Origin of the sequence: Pseudoduganella rivuli, from assembly GCF_009674485.1 — a bacterium.
Classification (GTDB): Bacteria; Pseudomonadota; Gammaproteobacteria; order Burkholderiales; family Burkholderiaceae_D; genus Rugamonas; species Rugamonas rivuli_B.
In genome coordinates, this window is record NZ_WKJJ01000002.1 from 47,302 (window position 1) to 62,167 (window position 14,866).

Consider the following 14,866-nt stretch of genomic DNA (forward strand, 5'->3'; position numbering starts at 1 on the left):
AAGATCAAATTGTCCAATCTTTTGACACGCCGTCTCACCCTGCTGGCTGATGAACAACATCGGTCTGTGCTGGCTGGCGGCTTGCGCGGCATTGAACGAGAAACCCTGCGGATCGACCCCACGGGCCACATGGCGGCCACCCCGCATCCTGTGGCGCTGGGCTCGGCGCTGACGCACCCGGAAATCACGACGGATTACGCGGAAACGCTGCTGGAATTCATTACCCCGGCCGAACACGATATCGCCACCACGCTGGACAAGCTGGATGGCATCCACCGCTTTGCCTACAGCAAACTGGGCAACGAAATGCTGTGGAGCCAGTCGATGCCGTGCGAATTGCCGGCCGAGAAAGATATCGCTATCGCGTGGTATGGCACGTCGAATATCGGCATGTTGAAACACGTGTACCGCCGCGGCCTGGCGGTGCGCTATGGCAAAGCCATGCAATGCATCGCCGGTATCCATTACAACTTTTCGCTGGACGAGCGCCTGTGGCGCATCCTCGACCAGTATGAAAACCCGCAGCAAAAACTCACGGCCAAGGCTTACCAGTCGGAAAGCTATTTCGCCACGATCCGCAACTTCCGCCGTTACAGCTGGCTGTTGATGTATTTGTTTGGCGCGTCGCCCGCGCTGTCGGCCAACTTCCTGCGCGGCCGTCCCCACAAGCTGGAGCAATTGTCGGACGACACGCTGTACCTGCCGTACGCCACCAGCCTGCGCATGAGCGACCTGGGTTACCAGAACGACGCCCAGTCCGGCCTCAGCCCGCACGAAAATTGCCTCGACAGTTACGTCGCCACGCTGACCAAGGCGGTCAACCAGCCGTATGCGCCGTATGCGGAAATCGGCACCAAGCGCGATGGCGAATGGGTGCAGCTGTCGACCAATGTGATCCAGATTGAAAACGAGTATTACGCGACGATCCGCCCAAAACGCGTGATCCGCAGCGGCGAGCGGCCATTGCAGGCGCTGTGCTCGCGCGGCGTGCAATACATCGAAGTGCGCTGCATGGACGTCGATCCGTTCGAACCGGTCGGCATCAGCGTGCAAACGGGCCGCTTCCTCGACGCGTTCCTGCTGTTCTGCGCGCTGGAAGAAAGCGCGAAGATTTCGGAAGAAGAAGGCCGCATCCACACCGGCAATTTCGCCCGCACCGTGAAGGAAGGCCGTCGTCCGGGCCTGACCCTGGTGCGCGAAGGCGCCGACGTCGGGCTGGCCGACTGGGGCCGCGATTTGCTGGAACGCATCCGCCCGGTGGCGGCATTGCTGGACCGCCAGCGCGGCGGCACGGCGCACATCGATGCGCTGGAAGCGCAATTGCCGAAACTGGCCGATCCGGAACAAACGCCATCGGCCCGCGTACTGCGGGAAGTGCGCGCATTGAACGGCTCGTACCCGGCATTCGGCCTGCGCCAGAGCGAACGCCACGCCGCTTACTTCCGCAGCCGTCCGCCGACTGCCGAAGAACAGGCTTATTTCGGCAACCTGGCCGCCGTCTCGCTGGATGAACAGGCGGAACTCGAACGCACGCAGACCGGCAACTTCGACGACTTCGTGGCCGCCTACCGCGCCAGCAATTTGTGCAAGGATTTCCAGGAAGTCCCCTGCTGAACGGTATCGTTCCCTAACGCATGCTGACCTTCTACAACGAGCTGCACAGCCAGCACCGCGGCCGCCACGAATTCTTCCGTGGCGAGCTGGTGCCGTGCTTTGAAAAGCCGGAGCGGGTCGACCAGGTGCTGGCGGAACTGGGCCGGCGCGGCCTGGGGCAAATCGTCACGCCGCACAGCGTGCCGCCCATGACCCTGGAGCGCGTGCATACGCCACGCTATCTCGCCTTCCTGCGCAATGCGTGGACCGACTGGGTGGCGCTCGATCCCGCCAATGCCGGCAAGGATGCCTTCCCCGCCGTGTGGCCGGTGCGTACGCTGCGCTCCGATATCGAACCGGATAATTTTTGCGCGAAACTGGGCCTGTATTCGATGGACAGCGGCACGCCCATCACGTCCGGCACGTGGATCGCCGCCAAGAGCGGCGCCGATTGCGCCGTCAACGCCGCGCACGCGCTGCGCCTGGGCGAACGGGGCACGTTCGCGCTGACACGCCCGCCCGGCCACCATGCGGGCGCGGATTTCTATGGCGGCTACTGCTTCCTCAACAACGCGGCGCTGGCCGCGCAGCACATGCTCGATGACGGCGCGCGCAAAGTCGCCATCCTCGACATCGATTACCACCACGGCAACGGCACCCAGAGCATTTTCTACGACCGCAATGACGTGCTGTTCGTGTCGATCCACGCCGACCCGCGCAGCGAATACCCGTTTTACCTGGGGCATGCGGATGAAACGGGCCACGGCGCGGGCCTCGGCTTCAACGTCAACCTGCCGTTGCCGCACGGCGCCAGCACGCAGGCGTGGTTCGCCGCGCTGGAAACCGCGTGCCTGCGCTTGCAGATGTTCCAGCCCGAAGCGCTGGTGGTGTCGCTGGGCGTCGATACCTTCGCCGGCGACCCGCTGTCGCACTTCGGCCTGCAAAGCGCGGATTACCTGCGCGTCGGCGAACGCATTGCCTACCTGGGCTTGCCGACCGCGTTTATCTTCGAAGGTGGTTATGCGGTCAAGGAACTGGGTGTCAATGTGGTAAATGTGCTCGAAGGATTTGATACTGCACTGTGATCGGATGCCGGGAAACTGTACTGCCTGAGTATAATTTGGCTATCCCCCTGTCGGAGCCAGTATGAAACGCAGGCACTACAAAAAACTGCTGGGCGCCATGGCGCTCTCTGTCCCAGGCCTCGCCATTTCGGCTACCCAACCGCTCGAATACTACAACGTCGGCAACGACAACAGCCGCCCTTTCACGCTGGCGGTACGTGCAGGCGAATACGTCCACCTGTCCGGCCAGATGGGCACCAATGCCCAGGGCCTGGTGCCGGGCGGCTTTGAAGCGCAATCGCGCCAGGCCATGGATAACATCGCCGCCATCCTCAAAGGCATGAGCCTGTCGATGGATCACGTCGTCAAATGCACGGTGATGATCGTGGACATGAACAAGTGGGGCGACTTCAACAAGATCTACAGCACGTATTTCAAGGCAGGCCGCCTGCCCGCGCGCAGCGCGTTCGGCGTCACCGCGCTGGCGCTGGGCGGAGAAGTCGAGGTCGAGTGCCTGGCGTATGCGCCGGTGCCGGAAAGCGAGAAGCGGCGGGCGCGGTAGCAGACTGTACGGCAACACAAGTGTTGGCTCCCAGAACAGCTGACAGCGCTCCCCGGTAGGATCAATGGCTTACTAACGTGAGCTAGAAGTAGCCAGCCAAGTCTGGCACGACGGCAGATCGAAGGGTTTGTCAGAAATAGCGCGTGTCATAATGCCACTTGCGCAAGGCCGTGGCAGTTATGGTCGCTGCATCGGCGTGCAGCGGATTGATCAGGATATTCGATTCCTCCGGTACGATCACGGAGGGCACCACCAGCAGTGCCGAAGCTCTGCCTTTCAGCCATGCCCCGCCGGCCTGCACGCTAGTCATCCCGGCCGGATGCGCGTCCCAGCCGACTGGCGGAGGCGCAAGCACCTGACGCGCGTCCCAGACATTGTCCGGCACGTCGATCCGCACCAGATACCGGTTCAGCGGCAGACCGCCGCTGCGCAAATGCACAATCGTTTCATGCACGGCGAGCGCAATATTCTCGGAAGTATAGGTGACGGCCATGCCGACCGGATTCCAGCGCCCGCCCGTATTCTTGGCGCCGGTACCGGATAGGTCGTGCGCCTCGTAGGTCGGGGTGGTGGCCGCGATACGCCATAGCGCCACCGTCATGCGTAGGCTCCGCTTTGCGCCATAGCCAGCAGGTTGCCGACGTACTTCTGGCCTTCAACGGTATCCATGTAGCTGGCAGGCGTGGCGCCGCCCAGTGCCGGCAGCGGTTCTGCCAGCCAGCGCGCCAGCCACTTGGCTGCGTCGAATTCGGGAGCGCTGTCCGCATCGATCATGGCCTGCACCTGGCCAATCAGCGACTGCATGCCCATCACGCGCTCGGATTCTTCGCGCGACAGCGGTTGCTCGCGCTGCACCTTGCGATTGATGGTCGCGCGGGACAGGCCCAATGAGTCCATCAGTGCTTCCTTGGGCATGTCCATGGCCAAGGACAGTTCGCCCACCAACTGCGCTGGCACGCCGGACCGAAGTGCGCCGATCTTTTCCGTGATGTCCATGGTGTACCAAGCCGTGAACTTCGCGACCTTGGCACGCATTGGTTGCTTGCGGATGCCACGCAGGACAACCACGTCGGTATCAGACTTTTTTGATGCGGGAATTGCCGCTGGGTTTGCCGCTGCACGCGGGGTGGGACGCTTGCCTGCGGGCTTTGCAATTTGGCTTCGAGAGGTCATGGGCGGCTCCTTTGAGCCTTTAGAATAGCTCAATTGAGCCGGATGTACAAATACTCGCAGACCAAACGGCAGCCTGATCGGGGCAGCGGCAACTACTGCCCCCGAGATGGGGCCATAGCTATTCCGACTGAATAAAGTCGAGAACAAGCCGACGGGCTACACGCTTCATCACGCTTTCATTCGATACACCTAAAGTCGAAAACGAAGTCACAGCACCTGGCGTCGGGAATTTTTTTCGTGAATTAAATTCGAAAACAATGCTCTCCTGGCGCCAGTCGACTATCGGCTGGAGCTTTAATTTAATTTCTGCTAACGACGGAAACCTGCTCCAGCAACCTCAAATAGCGTGAAAAAGAAGGACATTGAGTCTTAGCCTTCATCTCCGAAAGCTGAGGAACAAATCTCCCGCGCATCTTGCAGCCGACAAATGGGCTAGGCCGTGGAACCAGCTCATACCGCCCGTAAGCGAGTTCAGGTCTTTCCAAGTCACTCGCCCGTCGTTCCAACATTCGAAGGACATTCGCGTTCGCTTGCGTCACTCCTTCCCTCAACACATAGTCCAGATCAACTGTTTCAAGTTCATCGGGCAAGGTACGGCCATCTATCTCCAAAGAATCAGCATCCAAAGCTTCGTCTGGCCGTTGTGTGAAGATAAACTGCTCAGTCAAGTAATGCTTGGGGGCGAGCTCTACGCCTGTTACGACAACATACGTTTCGCCAAACACCCCAGTTGGCAGCCCTTGCAGGGTAAACACCAAGCGTTTGCTATCTGTATCTTTCATTCGAATCCTTTAGTTTTCGTTACTTTCCTGCATCAAAGTCGCCGGATATGGAGCTAAACCGCGACGCCCCTTCGTTCCCGAAGCATCCTGCGATGCATGCGCACAAGCACAACAACTCGACGAACGTGCTCCCACGCCAAAAATCGCAAGGGTGCCTGAGCCGCAGTATAGGGCATAGAAGAGTTTTCTGGAAAAAATGGTAAAAATAATCTAAAATCTGTAAAACAAAATTTACCAACAAATGTAAGCAACTGATTCTATTTAAAATTTGTGGAAAACTTTCCGAAAAAAGAGTTAGTAAACATCGTTCAGGCTGGAATGCTGAGCTCAAAAAGCGCATTCGCCCTAGCGGTCGGACGTTTTGTTGCAAAGCTCAAGCACCAAGACCTGCCTTTGGCACAAGAACTATCGCGTTTTCTAACCGTTGAGCATGCGATGCGGGGTGTTGGCGACTTTTCTCCCACCCCTGTGGATGCCGATACCCGCATGGAGCTGGTAGAAACCGTGCACCCGGTTGTGCTGCAAAAAGCGCCTGTACTTGATGAAGCCACCCAAGGCACGCTCGACTCAGTACTCAACGAATGGGAAAATCTGGAAGTACTGCTGCACGAAGGCTTGGCACCCGCACGTATGCTGCTGTTTTGCGGCCAGCCCGGGGTTGGTAAAACGCTAGCGGCACATTGGATGGCCCATGAACTTCGGCTGCCATTGCTGACACTAAATCTGGCCACTGTCATGAGCAGCTACCTCGGCAAGACGGGCAACAATGTCCGGGCAGTGTTTGATCATGCTATTTCCCGCCCATGCGTGTTACTGCTTGACGAGTTCGATGCGATTGCCAAACGGCGGGATGACGACAGCGATGTCGGAGAACTTAAACGTCTGGTGAATGTTCTGCTCCAGGCGCTTGACGATTGGCCCGCCAATTCCATGCTGATCGCAGCAACCAACCATGGTGAACTGCTCGATCCTGCGGTATGGCGACGGTTTGATCACGTGTTGCATTTCGAATTACCAAGTAAAGACCTAATTGCGCGCTATCTCGATTATCTTCCCGTCGCAGACCAAGTCCGCACCACTCTAGCTGCTTTGCTGCATGGGGAATCATTCAGCACCATCGATCAATTGATTCGCACTGCCAGGAAAGCTGCATTGATCGAAAAGAGCGACCTAGCTCCTATCTTGGTCCGCCGTGCTCTGCGGCTGCGCATGAGCAAAGGTGGCATGACAAAGCCGTATGAGGGGGAGATGGTGATGATGTATTTAGATGGCCGCTCCTACAGAGAAATCGCAACGCATTTTGACAAAACGCACCCAACTGTCAGCCGCGTCATCAAACGTTATCTGGGAGAGTAACAATGGCAGCCACGAACATCATTCTGGGCTATGGCGAAACGCTCACCACTAAGCATGATCTTGCGCGATCGGGGGGAGAGAAATCTTATCCCTACCAAATAGCGGAGCAGCGGCAATGGCTTGAGCCTCAGCTTCAGTGGCTACGTGATGTGAACGAGACTGTGCGTCCAGAAGCCAAGCCGCGTGGCGAAGCGGTCGCTAAATTTACCCTCCACCCCACATTCCTGGCGAAATCGCATCATCCCCAAGCACTCCTAACAGCAGCGGGCCTGCGCTGTATCGGCAGCAGGGCCGCTTATGTGCGGCCGCGTAAAGGAATGCCGGCAGGTGCCGCGCCGGCAGAGACATTATTCACGGCCATGCTTTATGTCGCCGGCCGTGACGACGCGTACGCTAAGTTAGAACAGATGCTGCTGTCGCAAAAAACTGCCGCCACCCATCAAAAGGCTTTATGCCGGTTTGAACAGATGCTGCCGTTCATGCCGGGGGACAAAAACTTCGTCAAGCAGGAGGGCGAAGCGCTTGCACGGTTGGAGGTTGTGCTTCACGCGTCAGCGCATGACACCGACATCCATACGGCATTCCTTAGCTATGTCAAGCTGCTTGGCGGGAAATCTGATCTTTCCCAAGCTCTGACAGTTTCCGGTTTGACGTTTGTGCCGGTTACGCTGCCAGTAGATAAAGCTGTGCAGCTGGGGGCATTCCAGTTCGTGCGGGTCGTTCGCGCCATGCCATCGTTGCGTATCGGCGGACGGGAAATGCGCTCTTCCAGCGTACAAGTACCCGCGCTTCCGACCGAGACGGCCCTCGATCCACGCATCAAAGTAGCAGTGTTTGACGGTGGCTTGGGGCATACAGATCTGGGGCGCTGGGTCAGTGAAGAAGTATTGGAAGGAGCAGAATCGACTTCCGCAGCTTATCTGAACCATGGCAACGGCGTTACCAGCACGCTGCTGTTCGGCCCCATTGCCGAAGGGGCTCCGGCTTTTCCGCGCCCCTATGCGAATGCGGTGCATTACCGCTGCATTAGTCCGGCATTACAGGTGCAAGATGGCGTGCCCGATATTGACCTCTACGCCGTACTCAAAAACATTGACCAAGTCCTGAAAAACAATACATTCGACTTCATCAACTTCAGCGTCGGCCCTTATATGCCGATCGTGGACGAGGAAATTCATCCCTGGACGGCGCTGCTTGACAGCCATTTCGCAAACGGAAATACACTCGCAGCTATCGCTGTGGGCAATGATGGTGACAAGGAATGGCCGGATGCACGTGTGCAGCCGCCGTCAGACATGGTCAACGCGATTGCGGTGGGCGCCTGCAATACCACAGGTTCTTGCTGGGAACGGGCGCCTTACAGTTCTTATGGCCCAGGCAGGAGTCCTGGCATGGTCAAGCCTGATGGCGTGACATTCGGTGGATCAGCTGAACAGCCCTTCGTGATCTACAACGCGTTGAGCGGACAATATGCACATACCTCTGGAACCAGCTTCAGCTCACCTGCACTACTGCGTGTTGGCATTGGTCTCAAAGCCAGCCTGAACTTCCCACTGAACATGCTTGCGGTGAGGGCTTTGCTGGCTCACCATGCACATCGCCCCAAAACAATGAGCATGAGCCACGTCGGCCACGGACGTTTCCCCCAAACCATTGATGAAGTGCTGACGTGCGACGACAACGAGGTGCGTGTGATCTACCAGGGACAGCTGCAGGCTGGACAGAATTTGCGTGCATTGATTCCCTTCCCTGACATGCCCTTAAATGGCCGCGTTACGCTACGGGCCACATTGTGCTTTTCCAGCCAAACCGATCCGGAGCATGCCGTCAACTATACGCGTGCAGGCTTGAGCGTGACATTGCGCCCTAAGCGCTCGTCCAAAAAAACAATGCCTTTCTTTTCCGCAGCGAAAATGTACACGCCAGAGCTGGAAGCCAGGATGGATGATCAGAAGTGGGAAACAACGCTCAAGCATGAACACCGCTTCAATGTTGACACCTTAGATGATCCGATCTTCGACATCACCTATGGCGCCAGGCTTGAAGGCCAGAGCGTGGACAATGATGCGTTACCGCCCTTACCTTATGCCATGGTCATTACAGTGTCAGCAGAAGACACTCCAGGCGTTTACAACAATATTCGGCAGCGATACCAAACTCTACAACCTGTCAGCGTTCGCCAAGAAGTGCGCATTAAAAATGGCACTGGCAAAACCTGAAGTACAACGGCACACAGGGTTATAAGGGTCTCAAGATGAAAAATTAAAACCCCGTCGTTTTGAGGAACAGACGGGGTTTCAATGGTCCAAATAGATTGACAGGTGTTTTGCAGTTCACCTTTAAGGCCGCACTGCCCGGCTAGCGCTGCGCTTCACGGCCACTGGCTTGGGCTCTGCTGCCTTCACAACCTGGCGTTTTGTGCTGGTTGCCGCTTTTTGCTCAGACGCCGTTACACCAAAAATCACGCCCCTGAGTGCCGTGGCAGATAATGACGAGGTAACCACTTTTTTTACAACCTGCTTCTTCGCCCTTACGGTCTTGGGCTGATCCGACAATCTTAAAACATCTGACGCAACGTTTGCTTGGGGAGCATTCCCCGACGTTCGGCTCTCTTTACTGGAAGCGGATTGAACACGAGCCGACTCACTGGCTGATGCATACCGGCGTACGAAAGCGCCCACTGCAACGCGCTCGGCATCAAAAAGTTTCCTTCCGGTAACATCAAAACTAAACGACTTTTTCGGCATGATTGGGTATTCCTTTGACTGCAGTCTAGGGGGGGATCTGGGGCATGACAAGCCTAATATGCTGATTCATCCTACTAAATTTGTACTTGAAGCGATTGTTGCCCGATCAAAGACAGTTGCCGCGCCGCATAAGCATCTGATCGATTGTCCAGGGTCGTTTGGTGAAATGGTGATGACTTCAAAGTCAGCAAAACGCCGTGATGGTCGGGTTGCACCTCAATCTCTTCCTGTGCGGCAGCCTTTCCTTGGATACTTGGTTGAGACCACAGGCCGACAACCCGTCGCGTCGATTTGAAATAGCGATTGGAACGGTCAACAGTTGCAAGGCAAGTAAGTGATAGCACCGAGCAACCTGGCTCGTCGGTTAACACACCTGCATACCGACCAGGCCAGCGAAAATACAATTGTGGACTGTCCATGAGCAAAGCGACCACCAAGTTTGGCCCTACTGCACGGATAGCATTCATGGCAGGATCCATCCGCGCCAAATCTTCACAGATCAAGGTCACCATGGACATGTCTTTGCGAAATGCATAAAACGGCAATTGTCGGCCCGTCAAATGGATATCTTCCCACCACTGGTGGTTGTCTGGATCTGTGTCGAAATTCAATCCATATGTGTCGGCTTGTGTTTGGTCGATCCGCCATCGATGATGCTTGTTCTGCTCCCTTGGCAACGCACCTTCTCCTTCAATCAGGGCATACATTTTCGCTTGGTTCAGGCTACGCCCAGTACGTGCATTTTCTGCCAGTACACCCGTGATCAGGAATTCAATCTCAGTACCTGCCAATGCCTTGACCAACTCATTAGCCACCTGCTCCGACAAGGCGCATTCGGGAAACACGATACCGTTAGGTGCTAAGCCGCCCGATGCCGCAGTCGCCTGTTCAATTAACGGCAGGACCAAAAGCTCTGCCAGATCAGTGCCACTGAGAGTTGGGCCCGCAGCGTCTTCCAGCCAACGTTGGCGCAGCCGGAAAAAGGCTGCGTGAGTGGTGCCGTTCCCCAACTGTGTACGGCTGGACGTTAATTCGAAACTGTCATCTGGAATGAAGAATGGGTATGGGACTAACAATAACCGGATTTCGTTAGCCCGTCGCTGTGCTGCCTTTCGGGAAACAAGGAACCACGACGGATTAAGCGTTGTCCTGCAAGGCAACAGCGCCAAATGATGACTGAGCGAGCGGATCGTACATCCTTTGGTCGTCGTAAGTGACTTGGGCAGGACGACAACATGGTCAGGCGAAACCATACCGCACAGTGAATGCGGCCAATATGGCAGTACGAATGGATTGGGAATGGAAGGATCATCAACTGCATTGATCAACACATTTAGCGCCAACTCGGAGTGCCTTCCATCTCGTGCACGGCGATCCCACCCCATTCCGGCACTGGCCTCGTCGGCGATAGCAAACAAGTGAAGCAAAACCCGCAGCACAGAAGGATGCTCGGCTACCTGTGCCAGCGGTATCATACCGTAGTTGGATACCAACTGATGCCACAACTGCCGCACGGCTTGTGGCGGTCGCTCCAACATTCGCTGCCAACTGGCCGCTGTCCGCGCCATCGCTGCAAGTTCGGCGGCATGCTGTGAAAGCCGATTACGATCAGGACTTGCTTCTGTATAGCACCCACTACGTTCGATGATAGTACCAACTACCGCAAACAAATCAGGAGGCCAAACGGGGCAGAGCGAATAGCTAGGGAACGTTGCCCGCGCGCCACCCGGTCGGTTCAGGATTTCTCGCGTCGGGGCCTCGACTAAATAGGCGGCGTCGGTGCCAGCAGGCAGCAACTGGTGAATCAGGTCAATAATGCGCATACGATAGCGGGTGTAAACAGATTAGGTTAAACGTACATGAGCAATGTAATGCAGCGTGGCTGGCGTAATTGGAGTTGTAGACGCACGCGATTCCCTCAGCTATCCAGAATTTGGTAAACAGAATTGGGCTCATTCGGCAGCCAGATGCTGCTCAATTTCACTAACGAATGGCGACGTGCGACCAGTTGTATGCAACAAATGAACCTCTTGTTTCGCTCGCGTCAGCCCAACATAAAATAATCGGCGCGCCTCCGCTCGCTGATCATGGTCGGCATCATTGCGGGGCAAACGCCCGTTGTCTAATCCAAACATAAACACTAATCCGAACTCTCGTCCTTTAGCACTATGGAGTGTCGACAAAGTCAAGCGACTCAGATGCGTACCGTTGCCGGCCAATTCACTCAGAACCATGTGCCGTTGGTCTCCAGCTTTTGACAATCGTGCCGCAAAAGTAGCCAGTGTTTCGAGTTCATCGCGCAATAATGCGCAACTATTTCCGAACGGCTGAATTACCTGTGTTATCAATTGATCCAGCCAGTAATGCAACCTTAAACCTTCGTCGCGTTGGCCCCATAGAACTGAGATGAGTAGGCGGTGGAATTCAAGCCTTCGTTGGTCACTCTTGAGCGACTCTCCAAATAAACGTTCTCCTCCCCTAAGAATTCGGGCAAACCGCGGATCACCTGACCTCCAGCCACCACAACACCATTGCGCACAAATTTCCAACCACTGCATTAGCCGACTGGAGCGCGGATAAAGTGCGTTGCCATCTGTACGGATAAAGGCAATACCTGCCGCCTGCGCGGCATCGGCTATCGCATCCCCGATCCATGCTGCCGGATACAACACAGCAACGTCACCGAGGTTTAGGCCAGGATGACGAATGAATGCCTGGGGTAACAAGTCCCGGACCACACGAACTGCCTGATTCTCATAGTTTCCTGCCATGGAATGAATAAAAACAGCCCCCTGCATATCAGCATTAGCAGCTTCAAAATCTCGCTCCTCTGCTAACGCTACGCGCGACGCAGACACAATGCGCGTGCCGCTACGATAGTTCAATCTGAGGCGAACAGTCTGAACATCAGCGCGCTCGGACAATCGTCGCAAGAGATCAGGACGTGCACCGGTAAAGCCGTAAATAGACTGATCAACATCACCAACCGCGAACAGCCGCATGCCCGTCCTAAAGCAAAGGCCCATTACCATGCGATGCAATGCACTGCCAAGATCCTGATACTCGTCAACGACGAGTATTGGATACTTGGCGAGTAACGCACGTTGCAGCCATTGATTGGAGCGCAAAGCGCGGACTGCGAGCAAGGGCATGTCATCGAAGTCAATGAGTCCTCGGCGACGTAATCCCGCTTCGTAGCGCTCAATAAGGGCGGCAAGATTGGGGTCGGCTTCGCGCCATTCGGGAGTATCACGGTTCAGGTAGGCACGGCGATAATTATTCAGCCTGAACTCTAGGTTCTGCGGAATATTTGTTCGGCCCAACGCCTCTAAGAGCGCAGCCTGCTGTTCAGCACGCCTCGCAATGCCGAAGCTCATTGGAAGACCGAGTCCTGCCGCTTGAGCATACGGCAAGATAATTTGCGTGAGAGAGAATGAATGTACAGTTCCGATAAACACCCGCTTGTCGTGCAGGACACCTAGTGCAGCAAGCCGATCCTCGAGTTCACGCGCACATTCATTGTTGTACGTGATGCAGGCAATACCCCGAGGTGCGTGCACGTCCTCAGTTAGCATGCGAGCCATTTTTGTTGTCAGCGTTTTTGTTTTCCCACTTCCTGGCCCCGCCAGCACTACACAATGGCCGCGTGCTTCATACGCTGCCCATTGCCCAGGATTACCCCGGAGTTGCGCTGCCGCGCGCAGATAGGCTGCTCGATCAGACACGTCCGACCACATAAGTGATGGCATCTGAAATATAGCTGGGTGGCTCCAGTCCTTCGATGCGTGATGCGAGGCGCTGAGCAAACCGGCCTTTTCCTACAGCTTCGATCAGTTTCAGATAGTTTTCATGATTGAGGGTGTCCGGGTCTTCCTCCCAAGCAGTAACCCATCTCTGTCGTTGTACACTGAGGTTCTCCTCGCGGAGGGCTTCAACTATAGGTTCGATAAAATCTCCCTCGAACAAGTCAACTTCCAGTGTATTTACGTTAGTAAACATCCCATGCTGTGCGCACCGTTGGTCAAACTGCGCGTAACTCGATAACGCACGTAACTCGGCGAGCAGTTGTATTGGCTCCTGACCAGTCCGCTGAAGCTCGACTGCATTGATTAGCTGCAGCACTCGATTGTGGCCCAGTGGAAGTTGTCCATCACGAGGATCCCAGTCAGTGATGACGGCAAACGGAATGCCGAGTGCAGTAAGGAACTTTGCATAGGGTTTAAAATTCGTCCCTGCTACCGAACACACTGTGATACCTAGATGGTCAAGATCGTGCCCCATCGAGGCTGCGAAGACTGGCACCAAAAATTTTTCTGCATCACCTTCTACCAGAATAATTCCACGCGCAAATAGCATCTCTGCCCGAGTAACGTCTAGGTAACGTGCCAAGTCATCCTCTTCATCGCCCGAAAGCTCAATTAACGCAGTTGAGGTTGCAATAGTACCGTCATGCCCCGCATCACGTAGTAGCACCAGGGAGCGCAGTGGTGCAACGCTGACGATATGAGGTGAGTGGGTCGTCAATAGCAGTGATAGCGGGTAATCTACGTTCTCTGTAACGAATTTCTTGAACAGATACCGATAAACGGATCGTTGAAGATGGGGATGCAGATGCGCTTCGGGTTCTTCGATAGCCAGCAGAGAATGGTCGCGACGGTTCTCACTCATCAACTGAAGTAGTTCAAGCACCTTCAAAGTGAGAAATGCCACATTGGCCGAACCTAGGCTGGCATCATTGATTGATCGCAGTCCTCCATCGATAAGCAGTTGAAGATTTCGGTAAAGGCGAGTTATTTCGGTCACGCCGAAACCTATGCTCAGTTCGATATCGTGCTTTGGACCACTCATGGATGCGAAGAGCCCTCGCAATTGCTGCTCCAAGTCCCGTACGGAATCGAAGGTCGCTACTTGTCCTGTTGCATCGCGGACCGCATTTCTAACATCTTGAAGCTGCTCGAGTGGCACAGCTGAGAACGCACGCTCCAGCAAGGGACGAAGAGGAGATCGGCGCCAAGTTGCCAAGTCGCTCTCCGCATCACGCAATGCAGGCAAGACATCCATAGCGATGCGCCGCCGTAACTCGTGGCCGAACCGCCTTGATTCAGACTCGCCCCCATAGCAAAGGAACTCGTAATCGTCGTCAGACTCCGGAAATTCATCCAATCCAGGAAGTGGGCGAAATTCGTAGGTGAGCCGAACTGTATCTGGGTCATCATCTAGGCGGAAATCTGTGAGTTGGGCCAATAAGTCAAGATCGTCTTCGAACTCTTGCATTTCAACGAATATGGTGATCTGTTCGCCCTCAAGCGGTTCGCCCAGTCCATCCCAGAAATCACCCTGCCCTAGTTGACGCGCGCTGTCTGGCAAGCCCGGGTCAAAAATGAGCCGCAAGGCATAAAGCAAATTGCTTTTCCCGACACGATTCTCGCCGACGATGACGATATTGCCGTCGAGGGGTATATCAACTTCACGGAAATTACGGAAGTTGCTGATGTAAATGCGGGTGAGTTTCATCGCCAAGCTTCAAATATTTTAGAACGTCGAGAACGACAACTGTCCATCAGCTTCTCAAGCTTGCTTGTTGCACAT

At 55.5% G+C, this 14,866-nt stretch carries 12 protein-coding genes; 5 read left to right on the forward strand and 7 right to left on the reverse strand.

Translation table 11 applies throughout. From position 1 onward, the window contains the following. Positions 1-9 precede the first annotated feature (9 nt). From gshA to GJ700_RS02915, 3 genes are all read left to right on the forward strand, one after another. Positions 10-1,614 carry a glutamate--cysteine ligase gene (gene gshA, locus GJ700_RS02905; RefSeq protein WP_154371165.1) on the forward strand — a complete coding sequence of 535 codons (1,605 nt, stop codon included), beginning with the start codon at positions 10-12 and terminating at the stop codon, positions 1,612-1,614. A 20-nt stretch (positions 1,615-1,634) separates the two neighbouring features. Further along, positions 1,635-2,678, forward strand: coding sequence for a histone deacetylase family protein (locus GJ700_RS02910; protein ID WP_154371166.1), 1,044 nt, complete (start codon positions 1,635-1,637; stop codon positions 2,676-2,678). Positions 2,679-2,739: 61 nt separating this feature from the next. Beyond that, entirely contained in the window at positions 2,740-3,219 is a 480-nt protein-coding gene (locus GJ700_RS02915) for a RidA family protein (RefSeq protein ID WP_154371167.1), read from the forward strand. A gap of 130 nt (positions 3,220-3,349) precedes the next feature. On the opposite strand, the gene GJ700_RS02920 is transcribed toward GJ700_RS02915, so the two are convergent. From GJ700_RS02920 to GJ700_RS02930, 3 genes are all read right to left on the reverse strand, one after another. Beyond that, complete coding sequence (locus GJ700_RS02920; protein ID WP_154371168.1) at positions 3,350-3,820, reverse strand: RES family NAD+ phosphorylase; 471 nt, start codon at positions 3,818-3,820, stop codon at positions 3,350-3,352. Beyond that, complete coding sequence (locus tag GJ700_RS35215) at positions 3,817-4,392, reverse strand: Xre family toxin-antitoxin system antitoxin (protein WP_229506772.1); 576 nt, start codon at positions 4,390-4,392, stop codon at positions 3,817-3,819. Before GJ700_RS35215 ends, GJ700_RS02920 begins: the two co-directional genes overlap by 4 nt. 299 nt (positions 4,393-4,691) lie before the next feature. Continuing rightward, on the reverse strand, positions 4,692-5,174 hold the full coding sequence (locus GJ700_RS02930; protein ID WP_154371169.1) for a hypothetical protein: 483 nt from the start codon (positions 5,172-5,174) through the stop codon (positions 4,692-4,694). A gap of 270 nt (positions 5,175-5,444) precedes the next feature. Here GJ700_RS02930 and GJ700_RS35220 point away from each other — a divergent pair, with 270 nt between their 5' ends. After that, positions 5,445-6,530, forward strand: coding sequence for an AAA family ATPase (locus GJ700_RS35220; RefSeq protein ID WP_154371170.1), 1,086 nt, complete (start codon positions 5,445-5,447; stop codon positions 6,528-6,530). Between the two features lie 2 nt (positions 6,531-6,532). After that, positions 6,533-8,749, forward strand: coding sequence for a S8 family peptidase (locus GJ700_RS02940; protein ID WP_154371171.1), 2,217 nt, complete (start codon positions 6,533-6,535; stop codon positions 8,747-8,749). 120 nt (positions 8,750-8,869) lie between these two features. Here the strand turns inward: GJ700_RS02940 and GJ700_RS02945 are convergent, their stop codons facing one another. The 4 genes from GJ700_RS02945 to GJ700_RS02960 all read right to left on the reverse strand — a co-directional run bounded on the left by GJ700_RS02945 (position 8,870) and on the right by GJ700_RS02960 (position 14,791). After that, a complete protein-coding gene (locus GJ700_RS02945; RefSeq protein WP_154371172.1) occupies positions 8,870-9,277 on the reverse strand; it encodes a hypothetical protein in 408 nt (135 codons plus the stop codon). A gap of 74 nt (positions 9,278-9,351) precedes the next feature. Continuing rightward, positions 9,352-11,100: a hypothetical protein gene (locus GJ700_RS02950; RefSeq protein ID WP_154371173.1), complete on the reverse strand. Its 1,749-nt coding sequence runs from the start codon at positions 11,098-11,100 to the stop codon at positions 9,352-9,354. 129 nt (positions 11,101-11,229) lie between these two features. After that, the gene (locus GJ700_RS02955; protein WP_371867802.1) at positions 11,230-13,002 is read right to left on the reverse strand and encodes an ATP-dependent helicase; all 1,773 of its coding nucleotides are present in this window, start codon (positions 13,000-13,002) and stop codon (positions 11,230-11,232) included. Further along, positions 12,995-14,791 (reverse strand): ATP-dependent nuclease, encoded by a 1,797-nt coding sequence (locus GJ700_RS02960; protein WP_154371175.1) that lies wholly within the window; start codon positions 14,789-14,791, stop codon positions 12,995-12,997. The genes GJ700_RS02955 and GJ700_RS02960 overlap by 8 nt, the downstream gene beginning before the upstream one ends. Positions 14,792-14,866 lie beyond the last annotated feature (75 nt).